This is a genomic window from Streptomyces sp. NBC_00464, from assembly GCF_036013915.1.
GTDB lineage: Bacteria > Actinomycetota > Actinomycetes > Streptomycetales > Streptomycetaceae > Streptomyces.
On sequence record NZ_CP107899.1, the window covers coordinates 2,916,072 to 2,940,852 of the forward strand.

23 protein-coding genes are annotated in these 24,781 nt (G+C 72.0%); 16 read left to right on the forward strand and 7 right to left on the reverse strand.

Annotated features, from left to right (window positions below; translation table 11 throughout):
- Positions 1-23 precede the first annotated feature (23 nt).
- From OG912_RS12790 to OG912_RS12800, 3 genes are read left to right on the forward strand one after another with little or no spacing between them, the layout of a single operon-like run.
- The gene (locus OG912_RS12790; RefSeq protein ID WP_327709429.1) at positions 24-1,550 is read left to right on the forward strand and encodes a hypothetical protein; all 1,527 of its coding nucleotides are present in this window, start codon (positions 24-26) and stop codon (positions 1,548-1,550) included.
- Positions 1,547-2,233, forward strand: a complete 687-nt coding sequence (locus OG912_RS12795) for a class F sortase (protein WP_327709430.1) — start codon at positions 1,547-1,549, stop codon at positions 2,231-2,233. Before OG912_RS12790 ends, OG912_RS12795 begins: the two co-directional genes overlap by 4 nt.
- The gene (locus tag OG912_RS12800) at positions 2,214-2,672 is read left to right on the forward strand and encodes a VOC family protein (RefSeq protein WP_326738057.1); all 459 of its coding nucleotides are present in this window, start codon (positions 2,214-2,216) and stop codon (positions 2,670-2,672) included. The genes OG912_RS12795 and OG912_RS12800 overlap by 20 nt, the downstream gene beginning before the upstream one ends.
- Before the next feature lies 1 nt (position 2,673).
- On the opposite strand, the gene OG912_RS12805 is transcribed toward OG912_RS12800, so the two are convergent.
- A complete protein-coding gene (locus OG912_RS12805; protein ID WP_327709431.1) occupies positions 2,674-3,531 on the reverse strand; it encodes a helix-turn-helix transcriptional regulator in 858 nt (285 codons plus the stop codon).
- Between the two features lie 145 nt (positions 3,532-3,676).
- Between OG912_RS12805 and OG912_RS12810 the strand changes: the two genes are divergently transcribed.
- Complete coding sequence (locus OG912_RS12810; RefSeq protein ID WP_327709432.1) at positions 3,677-4,456, forward strand: NAD(P)H-dependent oxidoreductase; 780 nt, start codon at positions 3,677-3,679, stop codon at positions 4,454-4,456.
- Positions 4,457-4,524: 68 nt separating this feature from the next.
- Here the strand turns inward: OG912_RS12810 and OG912_RS12815 are convergent, their stop codons facing one another.
- On the reverse strand, positions 4,525-5,118 hold the full coding sequence (locus OG912_RS12815; RefSeq protein WP_327709433.1) for a hypothetical protein: 594 nt from the start codon (positions 5,116-5,118) through the stop codon (positions 4,525-4,527).
- Between the two features lie 353 nt (positions 5,119-5,471).
- On the opposite strand from OG912_RS12815, the gene OG912_RS12820 reads away from it, so the two are divergent.
- A complete protein-coding gene (locus OG912_RS12820) occupies positions 5,472-6,278 on the forward strand; it encodes an HAD family hydrolase (RefSeq protein ID WP_327709434.1) in 807 nt (268 codons plus the stop codon).
- A gap of 29 nt (positions 6,279-6,307) precedes the next feature.
- On the opposite strand, the gene OG912_RS12825 is transcribed toward OG912_RS12820, so the two are convergent.
- The 5 genes from OG912_RS12825 to OG912_RS12845 form a co-directional block, all read right to left on the reverse strand.
- Positions 6,308-6,898, reverse strand: a complete 591-nt coding sequence (locus OG912_RS12825; protein ID WP_327709435.1) for a TetR/AcrR family transcriptional regulator — start codon at positions 6,896-6,898, stop codon at positions 6,308-6,310.
- 197 nt (positions 6,899-7,095) lie between these two features.
- Positions 7,096-7,986 (reverse strand): ABC transporter permease, encoded by an 891-nt coding sequence (locus OG912_RS12830; protein ID WP_327709436.1) that lies wholly within the window; start codon positions 7,984-7,986, stop codon positions 7,096-7,098.
- A complete protein-coding gene (locus tag OG912_RS12835) occupies positions 7,973-8,926 on the reverse strand; it encodes an ABC transporter ATP-binding protein (RefSeq protein WP_327709437.1) in 954 nt (317 codons plus the stop codon). Before OG912_RS12835 ends, OG912_RS12830 begins: the two co-directional genes overlap by 14 nt.
- A 95-nt stretch (positions 8,927-9,021) precedes the next feature.
- On the reverse strand, positions 9,022-10,260 hold the full coding sequence (locus OG912_RS12840; protein ID WP_327709438.1) for a LolA family protein: 1,239 nt from the start codon (positions 10,258-10,260) through the stop codon (positions 9,022-9,024).
- Between the two features lie 217 nt (positions 10,261-10,477).
- On the reverse strand, positions 10,478-11,488 hold the full coding sequence (locus tag OG912_RS12845; RefSeq protein WP_326738048.1) for a polyprenyl synthetase family protein: 1,011 nt from the start codon (positions 11,486-11,488) through the stop codon (positions 10,478-10,480).
- 156 nt (positions 11,489-11,644) lie between these two features.
- Between OG912_RS12845 and OG912_RS12850 the strand changes: the two genes are divergently transcribed.
- The 11 genes from OG912_RS12850 to OG912_RS12900 all read left to right on the forward strand — a co-directional run bounded on the left by OG912_RS12850 (position 11,645) and on the right by OG912_RS12900 (position 24,776).
- Entirely contained in the window at positions 11,645-13,144 is a 1,500-nt protein-coding gene (locus OG912_RS12850; RefSeq protein ID WP_327709439.1) for a peptide MFS transporter, read from the forward strand.
- A 9-nt stretch (positions 13,145-13,153) separates the two neighbouring features.
- Complete coding sequence (locus OG912_RS12855; RefSeq protein WP_327709440.1) at positions 13,154-15,148, forward strand: CocE/NonD family hydrolase; 1,995 nt, start codon at positions 13,154-13,156, stop codon at positions 15,146-15,148.
- 139 nt (positions 15,149-15,287) lie between these two features.
- Positions 15,288-16,517 carry a fumarylacetoacetase gene (gene fahA / locus OG912_RS12860; protein ID WP_327709441.1) on the forward strand — a complete coding sequence of 410 codons (1,230 nt, stop codon included), beginning with the start codon at positions 15,288-15,290 and terminating at the stop codon, positions 16,515-16,517.
- Positions 16,514-17,161, forward strand: coding sequence for a GPP34 family phosphoprotein (locus tag OG912_RS12865; protein WP_327709442.1), 648 nt, complete (start codon positions 16,514-16,516; stop codon positions 17,159-17,161). The genes fahA and OG912_RS12865 overlap by 4 nt, the downstream gene beginning before the upstream one ends.
- A 143-nt stretch (positions 17,162-17,304) precedes the next feature.
- Positions 17,305-18,075: a GntR family transcriptional regulator gene (locus tag OG912_RS12870; RefSeq protein WP_327709443.1), complete on the forward strand. Its 771-nt coding sequence runs from the start codon at positions 17,305-17,307 to the stop codon at positions 18,073-18,075.
- Between the two features lie 55 nt (positions 18,076-18,130).
- On the forward strand, positions 18,131-18,358 hold the full coding sequence (locus OG912_RS12875) for a 4Fe-4S dicluster domain-containing protein (RefSeq protein WP_327709444.1): 228 nt from the start codon (positions 18,131-18,133) through the stop codon (positions 18,356-18,358).
- Positions 18,359-18,372: 14 nt separating this feature from the next.
- Positions 18,373-19,740 carry an ABC transporter substrate-binding protein gene (locus OG912_RS12880; protein WP_327709445.1) on the forward strand — a complete coding sequence of 456 codons (1,368 nt, stop codon included), beginning with the start codon at positions 18,373-18,375 and terminating at the stop codon, positions 19,738-19,740.
- Positions 19,737-20,600 carry an ABC transporter permease gene (locus OG912_RS12885; protein ID WP_327709446.1) on the forward strand — a complete coding sequence of 288 codons (864 nt, stop codon included), beginning with the start codon at positions 19,737-19,739 and terminating at the stop codon, positions 20,598-20,600. Before OG912_RS12880 ends, OG912_RS12885 begins: the two co-directional genes overlap by 4 nt.
- Positions 20,597-21,334, forward strand: coding sequence for an ABC transporter ATP-binding protein (locus OG912_RS12890; protein ID WP_327709447.1), 738 nt, complete (start codon positions 20,597-20,599; stop codon positions 21,332-21,334). The genes OG912_RS12885 and OG912_RS12890 overlap by 4 nt, the downstream gene beginning before the upstream one ends.
- Before the next feature lie 26 nt (positions 21,335-21,360).
- Positions 21,361-24,081 carry a fumarate reductase/succinate dehydrogenase flavoprotein subunit gene (locus tag OG912_RS12895; protein WP_327709448.1) on the forward strand — a complete coding sequence of 907 codons (2,721 nt, stop codon included), beginning with the start codon at positions 21,361-21,363 and terminating at the stop codon, positions 24,079-24,081.
- Positions 24,082-24,167: 86 nt separating this feature from the next.
- Positions 24,168-24,776, forward strand: coding sequence for a Uma2 family endonuclease (locus OG912_RS12900; RefSeq protein ID WP_327709449.1), 609 nt, complete (start codon positions 24,168-24,170; stop codon positions 24,774-24,776).
- Positions 24,777-24,781: the final 5 nt, after the last annotated feature.

Genomic DNA, 24,781 nt, shown 5'->3' on the forward strand with positions numbered 1-24,781 from the left:
CAGTTTATATTTTCCTCACACTTATGACCCGACCCCTGCGCACTTCCGGGACGTCACGCACGCTCCTGCGCACCGCGACCACCACCGCCGCCCTGTCCGCCCTGACGCTCCTCGCCTGCGGGATCGCTCCCACCGCAGGCGCGGACGACACGGTGCGGACCGTCCACCCGTCGGGCCTCGGCCCGGCAGGCCCCTGGTTCCGGCTCCAGGAAACGACCCCCGACCGGGATCCAGGCATCCAGGAGGTCTCCCCGAAGCCCGACCCGGTCCATCTGAACGGCAGCCTGCACCTGGCCATCGGCCCCGGCGAACAGGCCCAGGCCGCCCACTACTTCAACGCGACCTGGACACCCGAGCCCATGCAGCCGCTGCTGGACGCGGGCATCTCCTACTGGGCGTACACCTCGACCGAGGGATCCAGCGCCACCAACATCGGCGCCAACCTTCAACTCCCGGCTTCCTGCGGCGGATTCACCACCCTGTCGTTCGAACCCGGCAGCAATACGGACGAGCAGGGCAAGGCGCTGAAGCCGGACACCTGGCAGAAGTACCGCTTCACCGCCGACTCGGTGATGCGGACCTCGCGCGCCGTGGCCGGTGTCCCGGCGGGCGGGGACGCCCCGCTGTCGCACTTCATCGCGGAGTGCGAGGGGGCGTACGGGGTGATCGCCAACATCGGCCGGCTCGGCGACGCCGTGAACGGCAAACTCAGCACCTACGTCGACAACATCACGGCCAAGGGCACCACCTGGGACTTCGCCGTCACCGGCAAGGCGACGGCCGCGCTCACCGTCCCCGAGGAGATCGAGGCGGGCGACGGCCCCCGTCCGGCCGACGCCTCCTACACCGATCCGGACGACGGGCCGCAGTACCCCGGCATCGGCACCCGCCTCACCCTCAAGGGACCGGCCGGTCTCCGGGCGGACCAGCTGACCGTCATGTCCGAAGGCGCCGAAGTCCCCCTGACCCAGGGGACGGACGGGAAGCTCACCGGCGAGCTGCGGACCAACCTCCGGGCGGGCGGCACGCTGGAGCCCGGCGGAAAGGCGGGCGCCGCGTTCACCCTCGCCGCCGCCGAGGGCGCGCCCACGGGCCCGCTCGATGTGACGACCGAACTGACCGTCACCCTCACCGGAGTCGACGGCCCGCAGCGCACCGGCGTCAGTGCGACGGACCGCACCCTGATCACCGCCGAGGACGTGGAGCCCAGCCCGTCGCCCAGCCCCACCCGCACCCACCACCCCAAGCCGACCCCGTCCGGCGGCGGCCACGGCAACGGCCACTGGGGCGGCGGCCACGGCAACGGGCACGGTAACGGGAACGGCGGCAGCAGCGGCGGTCACGGGAACGGCGGCAGCAGCAGCGGCGGCCACGGCAACGGCCCGATGCCCAACGGCCCGGTCGACGCGGGCGACGGTTCCACCGCCCTGACCGGCACCGGCTCCACCGGCCTCTCCGGTACGGGCCTGGCGGCCGGCGCGGCCGGGCTGCTGGCAGTGGCGGGCGCCGCTCTCGGCGGGCTCCGCACGGTCCGGCGCCGGCGCGGTTGAGCGCCCGCACCCAGCGGGAACGGCCCTCACGGCGGCCGTTCCCGCGCCTGCTCGCGGCGGCCGGGCTGATCCCGGCCGCCGCGGCGGCACTCGTCCTGTTCCTGGGCTCCCCCCTGACGGAGCCCCGCGCCTCCGACGCCCCCCGGTCCGGCGCCGCGTCCACGACGACGGCGCCCCTGCCCGCCCCCCGCCCCCTCCGCGTCGACATCCCCGCCCTCCACGTCAGCGCGCCCCTGGTGGACCTGACCCTGGACGACCGGGGCAAGCTCGGCGTACCCGACCCGGCGGAGCGCAATCTGGCCGGCTGGTACCGGGACGGGGTGACACCGGGCTCCCCCGGCACCGCCGTCGTGGTCGCCCACGTCGACACCCCGACCGGCCCGGCCGCCTTCGCCGGACTCGACACGCTGCGCCCCGGCGCGACGGTCGACGTGCGCCGGACGGACCGGACGGTCGCGGCCTTCCGCATCTACGCGATCGAGGAGTTCGAGAAGAGCGACTTCCCCAGCAGCCGCGTCTACGGACCGGCGAAGGACGCCCAGCTCCGCCTCCTCACCTGCGGCGGCGCCTACGACCCGGCCGCGGGCGGCTATCAGTCGAACGTGGTGGCCTTCGCCCGCCTGGTGGCGATTCACCCCCCGGAATCAACCCTTCCGGGCAAGAATGCCCCTCATGACTCTTGACTGGAAAGTCGTCATCGATGCCGCCGACCCACACGCCCAGGCGGGCTTCTGGTCGGCGGCACTCGGCTACGAGATCGAGGACAACAGCCCCTTGGTCGAACGCCTCCTGGGCCTCGGAGCCGTACCGGAGGCGATCACGACGACCGCGCACGGGCGCCGGGCCTGGCTCGACCTGGCAGCGGTGCGGCACCCGGACGACCCCCACGAGGAGGAGAGCGGGACGGGACTGGGGCGGCGGCTGCTGTTCCAGCGCGTACCGGAGCCCAAGACGGTGAAGAACCGCCTCCACCTCGACCTGCACGCCGGACCGGAGCGCCGGGACGCGGAAGTGGCCCGGCTGGAGAAGCTGGGCGCGAAGGTGCTCCGCAAGGTGGCGGAGCCGGGCGGGACGTGGACGGTGCTCAGCGACCCGGAGGGCAACGAGTTCTGCGTGCAGTGACCTATTCGCGGACCCGACGCGCATCCACCGATGCCCGCGCGTCACCGCTTTCCTCGCCCAGCCCCGCGAGCAGGCGCAGCCCGTCCTCCGCGGGGCTGCCGGGGGCCGCCGACAGCACCAGCAGCTCCATGCCGGAGTCGTCCGGCAGCGCGAAGTTCTCCTGGTGCAGTTCCAGCAGTCCGACCAGCGGGTGCCGGTACGCCTTGCGGCCATGGGTGCGGGCGCGCACGTCCGCGCGGGCCCAGAGGCGGCGGAAGCGCTCGCTGCCCATCGCCAGCTCGCCGATGAGCGAGGCCAGGCGGGGATCCTCGGGATATCTGCCGGCCGCCAGGCGCAGGTGCCCGACCGCGTCGAGCGTGCAGGTCTCCCAGTCCGCGTAGAGGCCGCGCTCGGTCTCCTCCAGGAAGAGATGCCGGGCGGTGTTCAGCCCCGGCACGGGCCGGCCGTAGAGGAGCCCGGCGAGACGGTTCCCCGCGAGCACGTCCAGGCGGTGGTCCATGATCAGCGCGGGTGCGTCGACGACCAGGTCGAGGACGCGCAGCACCTCCGGCCGCACCCGCCCTCCCGGCGCCTTCGCGCGTCGCCGCCGCTGCCGGGCGAGACGGTGAAGGTGCTCGCGCTCGGTCTCGTCGAGGCCGAGGACGCGGGCGAGCGCGTCGAGTACCTGCTCGGAGGGCTGGGTCGCCCGGCCCTGCTCCAGGCGTACGTAGTAGTCGACGCTGACTCCGGACAGGTGGGCGACCTCTTCGCGGCGCAGCCCCTCGACCCGGCGCCGGCTGTCGGTCGGGATGCCGACGTCCGCCGGGTCGACCCGGGAGCGCCGGGTCCGCAGGAAGCCCGCGAGATCGAGATCGTCCATTCCTCCAGTATCGCCGCGGTGCGGCCCGTGAGGGTGGCCCTGCCAGTCCCAGGAAGTCCGGTCCGACGGAAGAGGCGCCCCTGAACGCCGGGCGCCCGAGCGTCTTGAATCGAAGGCATCCGATACGCGAAACGCAGGAGCCCCCATGAAGACGCTGATCGTCCACGCCCACCCGGAGCCGAAGTCGCTCAACAGCTCGCTGAAGGACCTCGCGGTGTCCACCCTGGAAGCCGCCGGCCACGAGGTGCGGGTGAGTGATCTGTACGCGATGAACTGGAAGCCGGTCGTGGACGCCGCGGACTACGGCCCCGACGCCTCCAGCCCGCTGAGGGTCGCCCGGGACTCGGGCCGGGCCTTCGACGCCGGAACGCTCACCCCGGACGTCCGCGCCGAGCAGGAGAAGCTGCTGTGGGCCGACACGATCATCTTCCAGTTCCCGCTGTGGTGGTACTCGATGCCCGCGATCCTCAAGGGCTGGGTGGACCGGGTGTTCACCTTCCACTTCGCGTACGGCGTCGGGGAGCACAACGACACCAAGTACGGCGAGCGCTTCGGCGAGGGCACCCTCGTGGGCCGCAGGGCCCTGCTGTCGGTGACGGTCGGCGGCCAGGAGTCGCACTACGCCGCTCGCGGGATCAACGGCCCCATCGACGACCTGCTGTTCCCGATCCAGCACGGCATCCTCTACTACCCGGGCATCGAGGTGCTGCCCCCGTTCGTGCTCTACGGCACCGACCGGATGACCGACGCGGACTTCCCGGACGCCGCCAAGGCCTGGGAACAGCGTCTGCTCACCCTGGAGTCGACCGAGCCGATCTCTTTCCGGCGCCAGAACTTCGGTGACTACGAGATCCCGTCACTGCACCTGAAGGACGGCCTGGAGCCGGCGGGCCGCGCGGGATTCGGGCTGCACGTGCGCGGCTGATCCGTGCAACCACGTGTCACGAGAGTCGAATTCATGCCGGCCTGGCTCGTCACCGGAGGGCTCCCGCGTCAGCGATCCGCGCAGGCGCGGAAGGCGAGCCGCCCGAGCCCCGTCCCGGGCCGGTCCGGCCCGCGGAACTCCTCACCTCCCACGGAGATCCCGCCGTCGTGCTGCCGGCCGGTATGGCGGCCCGTCATGCCGTCCCCACCCGACTGGAGGACCTGGAGCTCGGAGCGGCCGTCGTGGTCGGTGTCCGTGACCCACACCGCGTACACGAACGCCTGGCTGCCTGTTCGGATGGTGCCGGTCCTGTCACCGCTCAGGTCGCGGGCGAGGGGCCCGTACCGCACCTCGTGCACGAGCATGTTGTCCCGCGTGCTGTCGCCGGCGTCGTGCTGGCTGTAGAAGAGAGCCAGATCGAGGTACCCGTCGCCGTCGAAGTCGCCGAAGGTCCCCCGTGTCACCATGTCCTCCTTCGGTGCGCCTCGCAGCTTCGGCCAGAACCCGCGGGCATCGCCCACACCGACCGTGGTGCGGTGGCCTTCCCCCCGGAAGACCACCGAACCGGCACCGTCGCGGTTCCGGTCGCGGATCTCGTCCAGGTGCCCGTCCGCATCCACGTCGGCGCGCAGGGTGGCGGTGTCGGATGCGCATACGGTCATGGGCGCATGGTCACCCGGCTGCGGCCCGGCGCCCAGAAGAGGCCACAATCCTCCGGCGATCACGACGAGACCGGCTCCGGCAGCCGTGAACCGACGCCGACGCGAGCGCCGCCGACGCTGCCTCAGCAACGAGATCTCTTCCCCTAGCGTGAGTTTCCTCGGAACACCGGACGGGGGCATGGCCGAACTCTAGGTCCTGCCCGGATTTCCCCGTCCCCGCCCGACGCACGGCACACTGCCGGTGCGTTTCCTCCCGGTACACACCCCGCCCTCTCCGGGCCGCCTCCCTGAACCGGACCATCGCCGCAGGTCAGGGCCGTACAGCGGGAATCGTAGATCTCTAGGCTTGCCCCATGCCTCTCCCGCCCGCACATGCCCTCGTCGCCACGGACCTGGACGGCACCCTGCTGCGCCGCGACGACACCGTGAGCCCCCGCACCCGCGCCGCGCTCGGCCTCGCCGCAGCCGCCGGAGCCCGGCACCTCGTGGTCACCGGGCGGCCGGTGCCGGGGGTACGGGCGTTGCTCGCGGCTCTGGACTACCGGGGGCTCGCGGTCTGCGGTCAGGGCACGCAGTTGTACGACGCCGGGGCGGGGCGCATCGTGCGCGCGGTCACCCTGGACCGGGAGTTGGCCGATGCCGCGCTCGGCAAGATAGAGGCGCAGGTGGGGCCCGTGTTCGCGGCGGTCGATCAGGACGGGGCCGAGGGCCGGACCCTGATCGAGCCCGGCTACCTGATGCCGCACCCCGCACTGCCGGCCCACCGGACCCTCCGACGGGCCGAGTTGTGGGCTGCCCCGGTCATCAAGGTGCTGATCCGGCACCCGGAACTGGACGACGACACACTGGCGGCCGCCGCCCACGCGGCCGTCGGCGACCTGGCCACCGTCACGCTGTCCGGTCCGGGGACGGTCGAGCTTCAGCCGTACGGGGTCGACAAGGGCGCCGGAATCGCGGCGGCCGCCGAGCACCTGGGCCTGGACCCCTCGACCGCGATCGCCTTCGGCGACATGCCCAACGACCTGCCGATGTTCCGTAGTTGCGGGTACGGCGTGGCGATGGCGAACGCCCACCCGCTCCTGCGGGCGGCGGCGGACGAGGTGACGCTGTCCCACGAGGAGGACGGGGTCGCGGTGGTCCTGGAGCGCGTCTTCGGCTGACGCCGGCGAGACGCCGATGGCGCCGCCCGTCAGCTCGCCCCGGCCCCCAGCGACCGCAGCACGTGCCCGACCAGGGACGCCACCGCCTCCGCGTCCTGCACGGGCCGGCGCAGGACATGGCGGTAGTAGAGCGGCCCGTACAGCATCTCCACCGCCAGCCGCAGGTCCGCGCCCGGCGGGATCTGGCCCTGTTCCTGTGCGCTGCGCAGCCGGGCGACGGCCGCTTCGACGCGGGGATCGATCAGCTGTGTGCGGACCGTTTCGGCCAACGCGTCGTCGTGGTGGAGCTCGGAGAGTATTCCGGCGTACGCGGGACCGAAGGGCGGCTCGGCGAGGAATCGCACCGCGGCCGTCACATGGGTGCGCAGGTCCGCGGCGATCTCGCCGGTGTCGGTGAACGGCGTGGCGACGACGAACGCCTCCGTGAACGCCTCCAGCAACACCGCACTCTTCGACGGCCACCAGCGGTAGATCGTCTTCTTGCTGACACCGGCCCGGGCCGCGATGGCCTCGACCGTGACGCGGCCGTACCCCTTCTCCGTGCACAGATCCAGGGCGGCCTCCAGCGTCGCCCTGCGGGAGCTCTCGCTCCGGCGCAGCGAACTCGGCGATGTGATCATTCGGTGAGCATAGGTCTGTTTGAGCCAATCCTTGTTGACAGTCCGTCGCCAAAAGTCGAACAATGCTCAGGCGGGAAACGGAACGTACCGTGTCGGCTCGTTCCTTACCTTTCGCACCGTTCGTGCCGTTCGTGCCGCGACGAGCCGATCGGGGGACGGCTCGCCGGCCGACGGTACGGTCACCGGAGCCGCTCCCGTCAGGCGGTGATGTCCTTCGCCGTGAACCTGGCCCAGGCCGCCGAGCCGAACACCGCCGCGTACAGCGCCTGCAGCTCCAGGTTCTTCAGCACGTCGTCCCAGTAGACGGGGGCGCGCATCAGGTCCGCGAAGGACAGCCAGTAGTGCGGGAAGAGATACGGGTGGATCCCGCTGAGCTGCGGAATGGTGTCCACGATCTGCACGGTGATCAGCACCCCGACCGTCGCCGCCATGGCCGCGATCCCGCTGTTGGTGAGGGTCGAGACGAAGAGTCCGAGTGCCGCGAAGCCGATCAGTGACGCCGCGACCGCCACCGCGACGAGCCCCGCTCTCAGCAGCCCCTCCCCGAAGCCGATCCGGGTCCCGGAGATCGTCGTGACCTCGCCGACGGGGAAGAGCAGCGCGCCCACGGCGAGTGCGGAGGCCGCCACGACGAGGGTCGCGACCAGGCAGAAGGCCAGGGTGGAGGCGTACTTGGCGAGCAGCAGCCGGGTCCGGCCGGCCGGCGCGACCAGGAGATAGCGCAGCGTTCCCGCGTTGGCCTCGCCCGCGATCGCGTCGCCCGCGATGACGCCCACCGCCATCGGGAGGAAGACCGGGAGGGTCGCCGCGAGGGAGGCGAAGACCAGGAAGAGGCCGTTGTTGGTCACCTGGGAGAGGAACGCGGGTCCTCCCCCGCCCCCGCCGGGACCGGTCGACGAACCGTCGGCCGTCTCGATGCGGACCGCGATCCCGATCAGTACGGGGACGGCCGCCAGCACGCCGAGCAGGGCCAGGGTGCGCCACCGGCGCAGGGTGGTGGTCAGTTCGGAGCGCAGGATGCCGAGCGTCCACAGCGGATTGCGCCGGGCCCGACCGGCCCGGACGGGTGCGAGTTCAGCCTGCGACATCGAATCCCTCTCCGGTGAGTGCGACGAAGGCGTCCTCCAGCGAGGCCCGCTCGACGCCGAAGGACCGGACCCGGACCCCGGCGCCGACCAGCGCGGCGTTCAGGTCGGCGAGCTCGACGGAGCCGTCCGGGGCGTCGGTGCGCACCCGGTCGCCGTCGAGGGTGATGCCGGTGATGCCGTGCTCCTTCAGGATGCGGGCGGCGTCGGCCGGGTCCGGCGTGGTGACGGCGAGCCGGCCGAGTGTGCCGGCGGCGAGGTCGGCGACGGGCCCCTGGGTGATCAGCCGGCCCCGGGCCATGACGGCGGCGTGGGTGCAGATCTGCTCGATCTCGTCGAGAAGGTGGGAGGAGAGGAAGACCGTGGTGCCCTCGGCGGCCAGCTCCCGGACCAGGGCGCGGATCTCCCGCATGCCCTGCGGGTCGAGGCCGTTGGTCGGTTCGTCCAGGACGAGCAGTCGGCGGGGCCGGAGCAGGGCGGCGGCCAGACCGAGGCGCTGCTTCATGCCCAGCGAGTACGCCCGGGCCTTCTTGCCGGCCGCCGCGGCAAGGCCGACCCGCTCCAGGGCGTGGCCGACGCGGGCGCCGCGGGTGCGCGGATCGGCGGTGGGGTCGGCCCGGTCGTAGCGCACGAGGTTGTCCCGGCCGCTCAGGAACCCGTACAGCGCGGGGCCTTCGATCAGCGCACCGACCTGGGGCAGCACGGTACGGGCGGCGCCCGGCATGGGGTGCCCCAGGACGCTCGCGGTGCCGGACGTCGGATCGATCAGGCCCATCAGCATCCGGATCGTGGTGGTCTTCCCGGAGCCGTTGGGCCCGAGGAAGCCGAAGACGCTGCCGCCCGGGACGGTGAGGTCGAGCCCGTCGACGGCGAGCTGGCCGCCCCGGTAGCGCTTGGTGAGCCCCTGCGTCTCGATCACGGGCGCGGTGTCGGCCCCTGTCATGTCTACTCCCCAGATCGCGCCCGCCCCGCCCCGCCGTACGGAGGCTACGGCGGGGCGGGGCGGTGCCGGTGCACGAGACTGCGAACGACGTGGTGTCAGCCGGCGTTGTTCGCCGCGTTCACCAGCGCGTCCTTGGTGACCGCGCCGACATAGACGCGGCCGTCGTCCGTCATCAGAGCGTTGACCAGGCGGGTCTTGAAGACCGTGCCCGAGCCGAACTTTCCGGTGACCTTGTCGCCGAGGGCGTCCAGGAACTGCTGCGCCTCGGCCGGTACGTCGCCCGACTCCGCCGACGGGAGGGCCGCCCCGCCGGGGGTCTTGATCTCGGCGATGGTGTTCCAGCCCTTGCCGATCACGTTCATGCCTTCGAGCGCGCTCAGGTCGCCCTTCGCCTTCTCGGCCTCGGCCTTCCCGTGTCCCTCGGCCTCGTCCGCCTCGGTCACCTCGGCGCCCTTGGGCGGGGTGAAGGAGAACGAGGACGCGTCGGGCTTGCCGAAGTCGACCGAGGTGAACCCGGCGTCGACCGCCGCCTTGCCGCCGCCGCTGGGCTGCAGGGTGAACTTGAGCGGTACGCCGTTCTCCGCGTCGACCGCGACGGTGATCGAGCCGATCGTGGAGCCGCTCTGCTCGGGCTTGATGACCAGCCGGTAGGCGTCACGCCCGGCGACCTGCGCGGTGCCGTCGACCGTGACGGACGTGGTGCCGTCGGCGGCCTTCAGCGCCTGCTCGGCCAGGGCCTTCGGAGTGGTGGGTACGCCGTCGGGGGCGGCCTGCTCCTTGCCCCGGCCGGCCTTGTCGTGTGCGTTCCCGGCGTTCTGTGCGTGGTAGACCGCGTTCGACTTGCTGTCGTACGCCCAGACCTGGTCCCCGTTGTGGATCAGGCTGTACTCGGAGGCCTTGTCCAGGATGGACACCCGCTGCTTGTCGGGGCCGTCGGCGGCCACCCGGAGGGTGTGCGTGCCGGATGCCAGCTCCGTCAGCTTGGTCTGCGGGTCGGCGCTCGCCGAGCCCTTGTCGCCCGCGCCGTCCGGCATGAAGGAGCCGGCCAGCCCGCCCAGCGACGGGATGCCGAGGTCGGTGCTGATCTTCACCGTGCCGGAGAGCTGCTGCGTGTCCGAGGCGGCGATCTTCTCGATGAGTTCCTGCGCGGTGATCTCCGGCAGATCGGGGTCTCCCGAGCTCGCGAGCGCCGGGACCAGACCGATCGTCGCGGCCGCCACCCCCGCCACCGCGAACGGGACGATGTAGCGCACCGCCTTCCGACGGCCTACGACGGCGCCCTTGGTGCCGGGCGCTGCCGTGCCGTTGGTGCCTGCGCTGTCGTTCGGTGCCATGTGTGCCCTACCTCCGTGGTCGGCGGCTTCCGTCCGGATGCACTCATCCACTCCGTGCCGCCATTCTCACCCGTTTTGGTCAGGAGTGGTTGTCCTCCATCTGACCAAATCGGGCGGCTGAAGGCGTCAGCCCGCGGGAGCAACTCCGCGTACCTCTCCGGGATGACACCGGGAGGCGGTTCCTGCACCAACCAGTAGGGGTTCAGGCGGAAGGCACTCAGCCCGCGCGGTGCACCACGGCGTCGCACATCTCTTCGAGGGCGTCCTTGGCGTAACACGAGGGCAGCGGCATGAGGGTGGCCCGCGCCTCCTGTGCGTACCGGACCGTGTCGCGTCGTGCCTGGTCGAGCGCCGGGTGGGCGCGCAGTCGGCGCAGCGCCTCGTCGAGCCGGCCCGGCTCGTTCAGATCACTGTCCAGCAGCTCGACGAGCTCCAGGTCGTCCGGCTTGCCGTCGGCCGCGGCCTGCGCCCTCAGGTGGAGAACGGGCAGGGTCGGAATGCCTTCGAGGAGGTCGGTGCCGGGGGTCTTGCCGGACTCGTGGGAGTCGGAAGCGATGTCGAGGACGTCGTCGGCGAGCTGGAAGGCGACGCCGAGGCGCTCGCCGTACTGGGTGAGGATGTCGGTCGCCGACTCGTCGGCGCCGGACATCATCGCGCCGAACCGGCAGGCGACGGCGATCAGCGAGCCGGTCTTGCCGCGCATCACGTCGAGGTAGTGCTCGACCGGGTCGCGCCCGTCACGCGGGCCCGCGGTCTCCAGGATCTGGCCGGTGACCAGGCGCTCGAACGCCTCCGCCTGGATGCGGACGGCCTCGGGGCCGAGGTCGGCCAGGATGTGCGACGCGCGCGCGAAGAGAAAATCGCCGGTCAGCACGGCCACCGAGTTGCCCCAGCGGGAATTGGCGCTGTCGACTCCGCGCCGCACGTCGGCCTCGTCCATCACGTCGTCGTGGTACAGCGTCGCGAGGTGCGTCAGCTCGACGACCACGGCGGCGGGCACCACGCCCGGGGCGTCCGCGTCACCGAACTGGGCGGCGAGCATCGCCAGCAGGGGCCGGAACCGCTTGCCGCCCGCGCGCACGAGGTGCTGTGCGGCCTCCGTGATGAAGGGCACCTCGCTCTTGGTGGCATCGAGCAGCCCCGACTCGACAGCAGCCAAACCGGCCTGGACACCGGCCTCAAGAGCCTGGTCCCGCACGCTCAGTCCGAACGGCCCGACGACGGTCACGAGGGGATCTCCTGTCTGCTGACGATCACACGGAATGTCGATGTGTCGCTGTCATCACTCAAGTCAGCGTATCCGGTCCCCTTTGGATCACCGTGGGCGCCTTCCCGCCACCGCCGGTATGTTCGGGATCAGCTCATACGATCAGGAGTTGTCCCTTTGTCCCACACAGCCGCAGACACCGAGCCCACCCAGCCACCGCCGGGCGACGACCATGCCTTCTTCGGCCAGCCACGGGGCCTGATGACCCTGTCCGGCCTGGAGGTCTGGGAGCGGTTCTCGTTCCTCGGCATGCAGGCCATCCTGGTCCTCTACTTCGCCGACACCGTCGCCAACGGCGGCATGGGGATGGAGGCCGGCACCGCCGCGTCCGTCTCCGCCGCCTACGGCACCCTCGTCTACCTGGTCTCCGTGGCCGGCGGCTGGCTGGCCGACCGCATCCTCGGCTCGTACCGCGCCGTCCTGTACGGCGGCATCCTCATCGCCTTCGGGCACTACTCCATGGCGGTGCCCACCGACACCATGACCTGGGTCGGCCTGGGCCTGATCAGCGCCGGAACGGGCCTGCTCAAGCCCAATGTCGCCACCATGGTCGGCAAGCTCTACCGCACCGACGACGAGCGCCGCGACGCCGGCTTCGCCCTGTACTACATGGGCATCAACATCGGCGCCTTCCTCGGCCCGCTGATCACCGGCTGGCTCGGTGACCACGCGAGCTGGCACTGGGGCTTCTCGGCCGCCGCCTTCGGTATGACGCTCGGCCTGATCCAGTACGTACTGGGCCGCCGTCACCTGGCCGGGCGTAAGAACGCCGCCGAGTTCCCGCTGGCCCCCGGCCCCATGCGCCGGGCGATCCGGCTCATGGTCGTCGGCGTGCTCGTCGTCGCCGCGCTGGCCACCGCGCTGGCCCTGGCGGGCTGGCTCACCATGGACCGCTTCGTCGACCTGCTCACGATCGTGTCCGTGATCGCGCCGGTCGTGTACTTCGTGGTGATGTTCAGGAGTCCCCGGGTCACCTCGGAGGAGCGCGGCAGGCTGCGCCCCTACGTGGTGCTGTTCCTGGCCTCCGTCGTCTTCAACTTCATCCTCTTCCAGGCGTACTCGACGATGATGCTGCTCGCGTCGACCAACGCCCGCACGGAGATCTTCGGCTTCCACTTCCCGGCCAGCTGGTACGCCTCCGCGCTCGGCGCCTTCGAGGTGGCACTCGCTCCGGTGGTCGCGGCCGTCTGGGCGAAGATGGGGCCCCGCCAGCCGCACGCGTCCAACAAGATCGCGTTCGGGGTGATCCTCGGCGGGCTCTCGTTCCTGCTGATGGTCCTGCCCACCTCCGGGCACGCCGACGACACCTACAAGATGGCCGCCTGGTGGATCGTCGGCTCGTACCTGCTGCTCGGGCTCGGCGACATCCTGCTGGAGACCTCCGGCATGTCCGCCACCACGAAGCTCGCCCCGAAGGCGTTCGCCAGCCAGACGATGGCGCTCTGGTTCCTCTCGCTGGCCCTCGCCAACGGCATCCAGGCCCAGATCGTGAAGCTGTACGGCGAGGTCTCCAACCCCGCCTACTTCGGTGTCAATGGCGCTATCGCGGTGGTGGCCGGTGTGGCCGTCATCGCCGCCGCACCCTGGCTCAAGCGCACCATGCACCCCGTCCACTGAGGTACCCCCATGCACATCCAGACCTCCTTCCCGTACGAGACCACCCGCGAGGACATCTACATCCCGCTCCCGGACGGCACCCAGCTGTACGCCCGGATCTGGCGGCCGGTGACGGACGAACCCGTCCCGGCGCTGCTGGAGTACCTGCCGTACCGGCTGAGCGACTGGACCGCGCCGCGCGACTGGCAACGCCACCCCTGGTACGCCGGGCACGGCTACGCCTCGGTCCGGGTCGACGTCCGCGGCCACGGCAACAGCGAGGGGATGCCGGGCGACGAGTACGACGCGACGGAGCTCGCCGACGGAGTGGCCGTCATCCACTGGCTGGCCCAGCAGGAGTGGTGCTCGGGCCGGGTCGGCATGTTCGGCATCTCGTGGGGCGGCTTCAACTCGCTCCAGATCGCCGCGCTCGCCCCCGAGCCGCTGAAGGCGATCGTCACCGTCTGCTCGGCCGACGACCGCTACGACAACGACGTCCACTACATGGGCGGCTCGGTCCTCGCCGTGGACATGCACGCCTGGGCGGCGACCATGCTCGCCTTCGTCTGCCGGCCGCCCGACCCGGCGGACGTCGGCGACGACTGGCGGCAGATGTGGCTGGACCGGCTCGAAGCCGTGGACCCCTTCATCCACACCTGGCTGGCCCACCAGACACGCGACGACTACTGGAAGCACGGCAGCGTCTGCGAGGACTACTCCGCCATCAAGGCGAACGTCCTCGCGGTCGGCGGCTGGCACGACCCGTACCGCGACACCGTGCTCCGGCTCGTCGAGCACCTGGACCCGGCGAAGGTCCGCGGGCTGATCGGGCCCTGGTCGCACCAGTACCCCGACCGCGGGCTGCCGCCCGGTCCCGGCATCGGCTTCCTCCAGGAGACGCTGCGCTGGTGGGACCAGCATCTGAAGGACCACGACACCGGCGTCATGAAGGAGCCGCTGCTGCGGTCCTGGATCAGCGAGTCGCACCGGCCGGCCACGGTGTACGAGACGCTGCCCGGCCGCTGGGTCGGGGACACCAGCTGGCCCTCGGAGAACGTGGCGCCGGTCGCGTACGCCCTCCAGGGCGGGCCGCAGATCGTCGACTCGCCGCAGCAGACCGGGCTGGACGCCGGGCGGTTCTTCCCGTTCGGCAACGACGCCGACCTGCCGCCCGACCAGCGTGACGAGGACGCCAAGTCGGTGTGCTTCGAGTTCCCCGTCGAGGGCGCCCCGATCGAGATCCTGGGCCGCCCCCGGGTGAAGCTGCGGATCCGGATGGACGTGCCGCGCGGCCAGGCCATCGCCCGGCTCTGCGATGTCGCCCCCGACGGCTCCTCCACCCTCGTCACCCGCGGCGTCCTCAACCTCGCCGCCCGCGACGGCCGGGACCGCACCGAGGACTGGCCCCTCGGCGAGACCGAGGACGTCACCTTCGACCTGAACGGCATCGGGCACACCTTCCCGCCCGGCCACCGGATCAGGCTCGCGGTCTCCTCCTCGTACTGGCCCTGGATCTGGCCGCAGGCAGGCTCGGCGGGCTTCACCCTGGACGCCGACGGCAGCTTCGTCGAACTCCCGGTGCGCCGGCACACCGAGGACCCCTCGATCCGCTTCGAGGAGCCCGAGCAGTCGGAGCCGCTCGGCGTCGTCTTCCCCGTCACGCTCGACGAGCAGCGCCCCGAGCGGCTGGTCGTGCGCGATGTCGCCAAGGGCGAGTGGCGGATGGAGGTCGACCCGCGTTACGGCGGCACCCGGGTCTATCCGGACGGCCTGGAGTTCACCGAGGACGCGGTGGAGACGTACACGATCCAGGAGAGCGACCCGCTCTCCGCGCGCACCCGATCCGACTGGACGGTCCGGCTGCACCGGCCGGAGATGGCCTGGGACGTGCTGGTCGAGACGCATTCCGAGATCTCCGCCGACGCCGACGACTTCATCACCTCCAACGAGGTCGTCTGCAAGGAGGGCGACGAGGTCGTCTTCCACCGGACCTGGGAGAAGCGGATTCCGCGCACAGCGGGGTGAACCCCACCGCCGTGTCCCCGTGTTCACGGGGACACGGCGGAATTTTCCGGGCATTGGGGATGATTGAGGCACTGCCGCCGGGGGATGTCCCCCACGTAACGTGTCCCCCACAGCGACCTGGAAAGCGAGGCAGCAACAGATGCCCGAGCAGAGCAGCCCGCTCGAACTGGCCGAGGGCGATCCCTTCGGCCCGCACAACCTTCCGTACGGTGTCTTCTCCACCACCGACCGGCCCGACGAGCGGCGGGTCGGCGTCCGCATCGGCAACCACGTGCTGGACGCCGGGGCGGCCGCGCACGCGCTGGGTTCGCCCTACGCGCAACTGCTGGCCCAGCCCGACCTGATGCCCCTGCTCGCGGCCGGCCGCACCGCCTGGAGCGATGTGCGCCGGGCCCTGACCGCGTGGGTGACGGTGCCGGCCCACCGCGCGGACATCGAACCGTTGCTGCATCCCGTCGAGTCGGTGACCCTCCACCTGCCCTACCGGGTCGCGGACTACGTGGACTTCTACGCCAGCGAGCACCACGCCACCAACGTCGGCCGCATCTTCCGCCCCGACGGCGACGCCCTCACCCCCAACTGGAAGCACCTGCCGATCGGCTACCACGGCCGCGCGGGCACCGTCGTGGTCTCGGATACGGACGTGGTGCGCCCGTCGGGACAGCGCAAGGCCCCCGCCGACCCGGCTCCCGTCTTCGGCCCGTCCGTCAAGCTGGACATCGAGGCCGAGGTCGGCTTCGTCGTCGGCGTCGGCTCGGAGCAGGGCCGGCCGGTACCGCTGGCCGACTTCCGCGAGCACGTCTTCGGCCTGTCGCTGCTCAACGACTGGTCGGCGCGGGACATCCAGGCCTGGGAGTACGTCCCGCTGGGCCCCTTCCTCGGCAAGTCCTTCGCCACCTCCGTGTCGGCGTGGGTGACACCGCTGGAGGCCCTGGACGCCGCCCGGACCGCCCCGCCCGCCCGCGACTTCCCGCTGCTGCCCTACCTCGACGACGCGGACGACGAGGAGCCCGGCGGCTTCGACCTCCGGCTCTCCGTCGCGATCAACGGCCAGGTGGTCTCCGAGCCGCCGTTCACCACCATGTACTGGACGGCCGCCCAGCAGCTGGCGCAGATGACGGTCAACGGCGCCTCGCTGCGCAGCGGTGACCTGTACGGCTCCGGCACCATCAGCGGCGCCCAGCCGGCCCAGCGGGGCTCCCTGCTCGAACTCACGTGGAACGGGCGCGATCCGCTCGAACTCCCGGAGGGCAAGCGAACGTTCCTGGAGGACGGCGACACGGTGACCATCACCGCCTGGGCCCCCGGCCCGGACGGCACCCGCGTCGGTCTCGGCGAGGTGACCGGACGGATCGTACCGGCACCATGACCCAGCCTCCCGGCCCCGGACCGACGCTGCCCGAGGAACTGCTGCTGCTCGCGCTGGACCCGCAGCGCGGCAAGCCGTACTGCCGCAACCGTTTCCTGGAGTACGCGCTGGCCGGGGCGGCCCTCGCGGAGCTGGAGCTGCAGGGGCGGATCGCCGGACAACGCGGCGAGATCCAGGTGGTCGACCCGCTGGAGCCGCCGGACCCGCTCCTGGCCGCGCTGATGCCGAGCCTGCCCGCGCCGGGCAAGGGCGGGCGCGGTTCGGGGGCCTCGGCCAGGAGCTGGGTCCGGCGCGCCGCACGGCAGGTCGGGGGCATGTATCTGGAGTCCCTGGTGCGGCAGGGCATCCTGCTCCGGGAGACCCGCCGCCTCCTCGGTCTGGTGCCGTACCACCGCCACCCGGTGGCGGCGGAGGATGTGGCCGAGCAGGCCCGTTGGCGCTACACCGCCGCTGAGCAGGAGGGCTTCCCCGACCCCCGCAGCCGGGCGCTCGCCGCGCTCGTCGCGGCCGCCGGCCTGACCCGCCACGCCGGCGACGGCCGCGCCGACCGGGGTGCGATGCGCCGCCTGATCCGGGAAAGCTGGCCTGCCCTCGCGGTGCAGCGCAACATCCGCCGGGACCGGGCGAACCAGGCGGGGAACTAGGAGCTCCCCGTACGGCCCCCGGGTGGCAGATCTTGCCCCGGTCAGAGGCGTCACCGCAGGTCACAGCCGTTCCATCACGGCCCCCAAGTGGCGCAACACTGCGGCAACACCATCTCCCCCACGGCGTCGGTATGGTCCACCGCATGCCAGCCGAACGCATCCGTGAGCACACCGTGCCCGTCGCCGCCGCCCGCCGGCGCCGGCTGCGCGCGGACGGTGCCCGGCTCCTCGCCGACCTGCTGCGCCACCAGGTGCGCACGGGTGCGTTCCCCGGTGGCGTCCTGCCGTACGAGGACACCATCGGCACCGACTACCGCGTCTCGCGCAACACCGTCCGCCAGGCCCTCGATCTGCTGCGCGGCGAGGGGATCGTCGAACGGCAGCCGGGCGTCGGCACCGTCGTCGTCGGCGAGAAGTACCCGCACGCCGTGGACCGGCTCCAGGGACTCGCCGAGACCCTGCACGAACACGGCCGGGTCACCAACGAGGTCCGTACCGTCGGACCGGTCCCCGCACCCGCCCCCGTCGCCCGGCGGCTCGGCGTCGACGAGCACACCGACGTGCTCTACATCGAGCGCCGCCGGCTGCTGAACGGGCTGCCGCTCTCCCTCGACCTCACCTATGTCCCGATGGACCTCGGCGCCGGGCTGCTCGGCTCCGATCTGGAGAACACCGACGTGTTCCGGCTGCTGGAGTCACTGACCGGGCAGCCGCTGGGCAGCGCCGACATCACCCTGGAGGCCGTCAACGCCGACGCGCACTCCGCCGCCGTCCTGGAGACCCCGCGCGGCTCCGCCGTCCTGATGCTGGAGCGCCTCACCCATCTCGCCGACGGACGCCCCGTCGACCTGGAGTTCATCCGGTTCCGCGGCGACCGCATCAGCATGAACGGCGTGCTGCACCGGACCGGCTGACCCGGCCTTCGCCTCCCTACCGCCCGTCCGAACACCCCTTCCCTGGAGCCCCGCCATGCCTCTGGCGCCCCAGCGGGCCGACGTGCCCGTGACCATCGACGAGTCGAAGTGCATCGACGGCTGCACCCTCTGCGTCGACATGTGCCCGCTCGACTCCCTCGCCATCCACCCGGACAACGGCAAGGCCTACATGCACGTCGACGAGTGCTGGTACTGCGGCCCCTGCGCGGCCAGGTGCCCCACCGGAGCGGTGACCGTCAACATGCCCTACCTCCTGCGCTGAAAGGCCCGACTCCCATGCGAAGCAAGGCATTCGGCGCGCTGTCCGGCGCCGCGCTGCTCGTGATGCTCACCGCGGGCTGCGGCGGCGGGGCGAGCGCGGACGACAGCGGCACGGTCACGGTGACCGTCGGCTACCAGTCACGGACCATCAACACGGTCACCGCCGGCACCCTGCTGCGCTCCCTCGGCTACTTCGAGGACGAACTGCGCAGCCGCGGTGAGCGGGACGGCGTCACGTACGAGGTGAAGTGGCAGGACTACGCCACCGGCGCACCGATCACCGCGCAGATGACCGCCGGAAAGATCGACATCGGTTCCATGGGCGACTTCCCCCTGCTCATCAACGCGGCCCGCGGCAAGCAGCTCGACCGCCCCACCCGGCTCGTCTCGGTCACCGGCTACAACCTGGCCGGCGGCCTCAACACGGTGGTCACCGGACCGGATTCGAAGCTGGACTCGCTCACCGACCTGCGCGGCAAGAAGGTATCCACCAGCGTCGGATCGGCAGCGGACGGCACCCTCGTCCGCGCGCTCCAGCAGGCCGGGCTCGACCCGGAGAAGGACATCCGCAAGCTCAACCAGCAGCCCGCGGTGGGCGCTTCGGCGCTCCAGGCCGGCAGCGCCGACGCCCTCTCGCAGTTCGTCGCCTGGCCCGGACTGCTCGCCTTCCAGGGGCGGGCGAAGGCACTGTACGACGGCGCCGAGCTGAAGCTGCCGACCTTCCACGGGGTCACGGTCCGCCAGGACTTCGCCACGAAGCGGTCCGCCGTGGTGGAGGACTTCCTGCGCGCCCAGGGCCGGGCGACCGACTATCTGCACGAGCACCCGGTGGCGGCGTCCGAGTCGGTCGCGAAGGCGACCGGGCTGCCCGCCGAGGTCGTCCACCTCTACAACGGCGCCCAGGGCATCGCCACCTTCGACACCACGCTGAAGCCCGCCCTGATCGCGGCGCTGAAGAAGGACGTCCCGGTGCTGCGCTCGGCGAAGCTCGTCGGTGACGTGGATGTGGACGCGTTCGTCGACGACAGCTATGTGAAGCGGGTGTACGGCTCCGGCTACGCGAAGGCCCTCGCCGCCGGCCCGCCCGCACGTCGCGGCGGCGAGGTCTGGCCGAAGGGGAAGGACACCACGACGTCGTACGCCACCTCCGCCGAACTACTGCGGTACGTGGCCGCGCACCGCGACGCGGTCCGGGTGGCGTACGTCCCCGACGCGTCCACCGGCACGCTCTGGTTCGCGGACCGGGCGGTGTGGGTCGCAGACGGGGACGCGCTGCGGCCCTACGTCACCGAGTCCGCGGCCCACGCCGATGTGCGGGCCCACGCCGGCGCCCGCACGGTCCCGTACGCCACCGCGCTGAGCCTGGCCCGGGGCGTGTCATGAGCGGCGGCCGGTGGTCCCTCGTCCGACGCGCGCTCTCGCTGGTCGCGGCACTCGGTCTGTGGCAGGCACTGACCTCCTACGACATCAACCTGTGGCTGCGCTTCGAACAGTTCCCGACGGTCACGGAGGTGGCCCGCGCCTACGCGGACCGGATCACGGGCGACGCGTACTGGCAGGACCTCACCGACAGCCTGACCAGGATCGTCACCGGTTTCGCGCTGGCCGCCGTCCTCGGGGTCACCGTCGGCACAGCCATCGCCCGCTCGCGGCTCGCCGCCGATCTGCTCGGCCCGGTCCTCGAAGTGCTGCGCCCGGTCCCGGCGATCGCGCTCGTCCCGGTCGCGATCCTGCTCTTCCCCAGCAACGAGCAGGGCATCGTCTTCATCACCTGCACCGCGGCGTTCTTCCCGGTCATGGTCTCCACCCGGCACGCGGTGCGGGCACTGACGCCGGTGTGGGAGGAGGCCGTCCTGACGATGGGCGGCGGACGGTGGCGGATCCTGTGGTCCGTCGTGCTGCCCGGCGCGCTCCCCGGCATCCTCGGCGGGCTGTCCGTCGGCATCGGGGTGTCGTGGATCTGCGTCATCTCGGCCGAGATGATCTCCGGCGAGTACGGGGTCGGCTACCGCACCTGGCAGGACTACACCGTCGTCGACTATCCGGGCGTCTTCGTCGGCATGGCCACCATCGGGCTGCTCGGCTGGCTGACCTCGACGGCCGTGGAGCTGCTCGGCCGCAGGCTGACCCGTTGGCTGCCGCGCACGGAGAACCGCCCGGTGGCTCCCGCACGCCGCCGGCCCGCCCCGGCGGCGACCGCCGTCCCCTCGGTCCGTACAGCACAGGAACGGGTGCGTTCATGAGCACGAACCTCCACGGTGTCCGGCTCACCCTGCGCGACGCCACGCTCGGCCGGGCCGGGGTGCCCGTCCTGGACGGGGTCGACCTCGACGTCGTACCCGGCGAGGTCCTCACCGTCGTCGGCCCGTCCGGCTGCGGGAAGTCGACGCTGCTGCGCACCCTGGCCGGGCTGCTGCCGGCGCTCGGCGGCGAGGTGAGCCAGGACGGCGAACCCGTCACCGCGCCCCGTGCCGAACGGGCCCTCGTCTTCCAGGACGACGCGCTGCTCCCCTGGCGCACGGTCCGCGCCAACGTCGAACTGCCCCTCGCCATCCAGGGGATGGGGCGCGCCGAACGACGGGAGCGCGCCGAGGACTGGCTGGCCCGGGTCGGCCTCGCCGAGCACGCCGCCAAGCTCCCGCACCGGCTCTCCGGCGGTCAGCGCCAGCGCGTCCAGCTGGCCCGTGCCCTGGCGGCCGGGCCCCGCGCGGTCCTGATGGACGAGCCGTTCGGCGCGCTCGACGCCCAGACCAGGGCCGGGATGCAGCAGCTGCTCGTCGAGGTACTGCGGGGCAGCGGCGCCACGGTCGTCTTCGTCACGCACGACGTGGACGAGGCGCTGTTCCTCGGCGATCGCCTCGCGCTGCTCCCGACGGGCCGGGTGCTGCCCGTGCCCCGTCCGCGCGAACGCGCCGCCCACGCCGATCCGGCGACGGTCGCGCTGCGCCGCGAGGTCCTGGAATCCCTCACTCCTTGAACTTCCTTCTCCTGAAAGGCCCTCCCGTGCAGATCCCCGCCCTCGCCGACGCCGAGGAACTCTCCTGCGACGTGCTGGTGGTCGGCGGCGGTACGGCCGGCACGATGGCGGCCCTCACCGCCGCCGAGCACGGCGCCTCGGTCCTCCTGCTGGAGAAGGCGCACGTCCGGCACTCCGGCGCGCTCGCCATGGGCATGGACGGAGTGAACAACGCCGTGATCCCGGGCCGCGCCGAGCCCGACGACTACGTCGCCGAGATCACCCGCGCCAACGACGGCATCGTCGACCAGTCCACCGTCCGGCAGACCGCGACGCGTGGCTTCGCGATGGTGCGCCGGCTGGAGTCGTACGGGGTGAAGTTCGAGAAGGACGAGCACGGCGAGTACGCGGTCCGCCAGGTCCACCGCTCCGGCTCGTACGTGCTGCCGATGCCCGAGGGCAAGGACGTGAAGAAGGTCCTCTACCGGCAGCTGCGCCGCCGCGAGATGCGCGAGCGCATCCGCATCGAGAACCGCGTCATGCCGGTGCGCATCCTCACCGGCGACGACGGCCGGGCCATCGGCGCGGCCGGCTTCAACACCCGCACGGGACAGTTCGTCACGGTCCGGGCGGGCGCAGTCATCCTCGCCACGGGTGCCTGCGGACGACTCGGCCTGCCGGCCTCCGGCTACCTCTACGGTACGTACGAGAACCCCACCAACGCCGGTGACGGCTACGCCATGGCGTACCACGCGGGCGCCGAACTGACCGGCATCGAGTGCTTCCAGATCAATCCGCTGATCAAGGACTACAACGGCCCGGCCTGCGCCTACGTCGCCAACCCCTTCGGCGGCTATCAGGTCAACCGGCACGGCGAACGCTTCGTGGACTCCGACTACTGGTCGGGCCAGATGATGGCGGAGTTCGCGGCGGAGGTAGCCTCCGACCGGGGACCGGTCTACCTGAAACTGAGCCATCTGCCGGAGGAGTCCGTCAGCGCGCTGGAGACGATCCTCCACTCCACCGAGCGGCCGACCCGCGGCACGTTCCACGCGGGACGCGGCCACGACTACCGCACCCACGACATCGAGATGCACATCTCCGAGATCGGACTGTGCGGCGGCCATTCAGCCTCCGGCGTCCGCGTCGACGACCACGCCCGCACCACGGTGGACCGCCTCTACGCGGCCGGCGACCTCGCCTGCGTACCGCACAACTACATGATCGGCGCGTTCGTCTTCGGCGATCTGGCGGGCGAGGACGCGGCCCGGTTCACCGCGTACGAGGGCGAGTTGCCGGCCGACCAGCTCGACGCGGCCCACGAGCTGGTCTACCGGCCGCTGCGCAACCCGGACGGGCCTCCGCAGCCGCAGGTCGAGTACAAGCTGCGCCGCTTCGTGAACGACTACGTGGCCCCGCCCAAGTCCGGTGCCCGGCTCTCGATCGCCCTGGAGTCGTTCGAGCGGATGCGGACGGACCTCGCGGAGATGGGCGCGAAGACCCCGCACGAGCTGATGCGGTGCGCGGAGGTGTCGTTCATCCGGGACTGCGCGGAGATGGCGGCCCGCTCCTCGCTCGCCCGTACGGAGTCCCGCTGGGGCCTCTACCACGAGCGCACGGACCATCCGGAGCGGGACGACGCGGACTGGTTCCACCACCTGGACCTGTACAAGTCGGCTTCGGGCGCGATGGAGTTCACGGCCCGGCCGGTGGCGCCGTACCTGGTTCCGGTGGAGGGCTTCGCCCCGGCCGGCGGGCCGGTACGGCGGATCGGCGAGGTGGAGCCGGAGGGGGTGGGGACTGCGGGTGCGCGGGACGCGGCGCCGGTGTCCACGTCCGCCCGTACGCGCGCGCCGGAGGCCCCCGGGCCGGTCCCTTCCACCTCCCCGCGCATTCTGGAGCTGCTGGCCCTGAACGAGGACGAGCCGGAACTGGCGACCCTCACCCCCTACCTGGCCGACCCCGACCCGGCCGTCCGCCGCGCCGCCGTCGCCGCGCTCACGGAGTCCACCCCGACGGGCGCGGGCCCCGCCCTGGCGGCCGCGCTCGCCGACCCGGCCGCCCCCGTCCGCACGGCCGTCGCCGCGTCCCTGCGGGAACTGGTCGAGGTGCTGGAACCCTCGCCCGCCCTGCGCACGCCCCTGGTCACCGCGCTCTCCTCGGCCGACCCGGTGGTCCGCGCCGCCGCCCTGGACACGCTGCGGGCGCTGCGGCTCGGCGATGCGGAGCTGTACGGCGCCACGCTCACCGACCCGGATCTCGATGTACGGGTCGAGACCGTCCGGGCCCTGGTGTCCGTGGACGCGGTGGAGGGGCTGGCCCTGGCCGCCGCCGACCCGGCCCGCGAGGTGCGGGTGGCGGTGGCGAAGGGGCTGGCCGCTGTCCGCTCCCCCGCCCCGGATCCGCTGGCTCCGCTGCTGGACGACCCGGACGCGCTGGTGCGGGCGGCGGCTCTGGCCGCGCTTGCGGGGACGGGGTGCCCGGCGGCGTACGCCGAGCGGGCGGTGGCCGCGCTGACGGACCCGGCCTGGCGGGTACGCGCGGGCGCGGCGACGGCACTGTCCTCGGCGGATCCGGAGGAGGCGACCGGCCCGCTGGCCGGTGCGCTGGCCGACCCGAACGCCGATGTGCGCAAGGCGGCGGTGCTGGCGCTGCTGCGTCACCCGGGGCACGCGGCGGCGCGGGAGGCCCTGGCGGGGGCGGTGGCGGACCCGGACGCGGATGTGCGGGCCTATGCGGGGAGAGGGATGGCGGTCAACGGCGCGTGACTCGTTCACACGTTCAGGCAGGCCCGTGCCGGTTCTGTGCGGATACGCTGGACGGACCCGCCAGACTCCGGCTTATGGGAGCACTGATGAGCGTCGAACCCGAGGCCCCCGAGCCGCGGTGGGCGGTTCCGCCCGTGGGCGGCTGGACCGCCGATGACCTGGACACACTCCCGAATCTGCCTCCGCACACGGAGCTGATCGACGGGAGCTTGGTTTTCGTGGGTCCGCAGACCGTTTTCCACGAGCGGGCGATCGACTACCTGAAATGGCAGTTGCAGTCGCTGGCACCGCTCGATCTGGAGGTCTTCCGGGAATTCACCATCGACGTCGACTTCCAGAACCGGCCCGAACCCGATGTGGTCGTCGTCCGCGGCGACGCGGTCGAGAGTCTGCGGCAGACCCGGTTCCCCGCGAGCAGCGTGCTGCTCGCGATCGAGGTCGTGTCCGACGAGTCCGTCACCCGCGACCGGGAGACCAAGCCCGTGAAGTACGCGCGGGCGAGGATCCCGCACTACTGGCGGGTGGAGAACCAGGACGGCCGTGCGGTCGTCTACGTCTTCGAACTGGAGCCGGCGACCGGGGCCTACACCTCCACCGGGATCTTCCACGACCGGATGAAGGTCTCCGCGCCCTTCCCCGTCGATCTCGACCTCACCGCGATCGTCTCGCGCCGCCGGGCGGCGGACCCGCAGTAGATCCG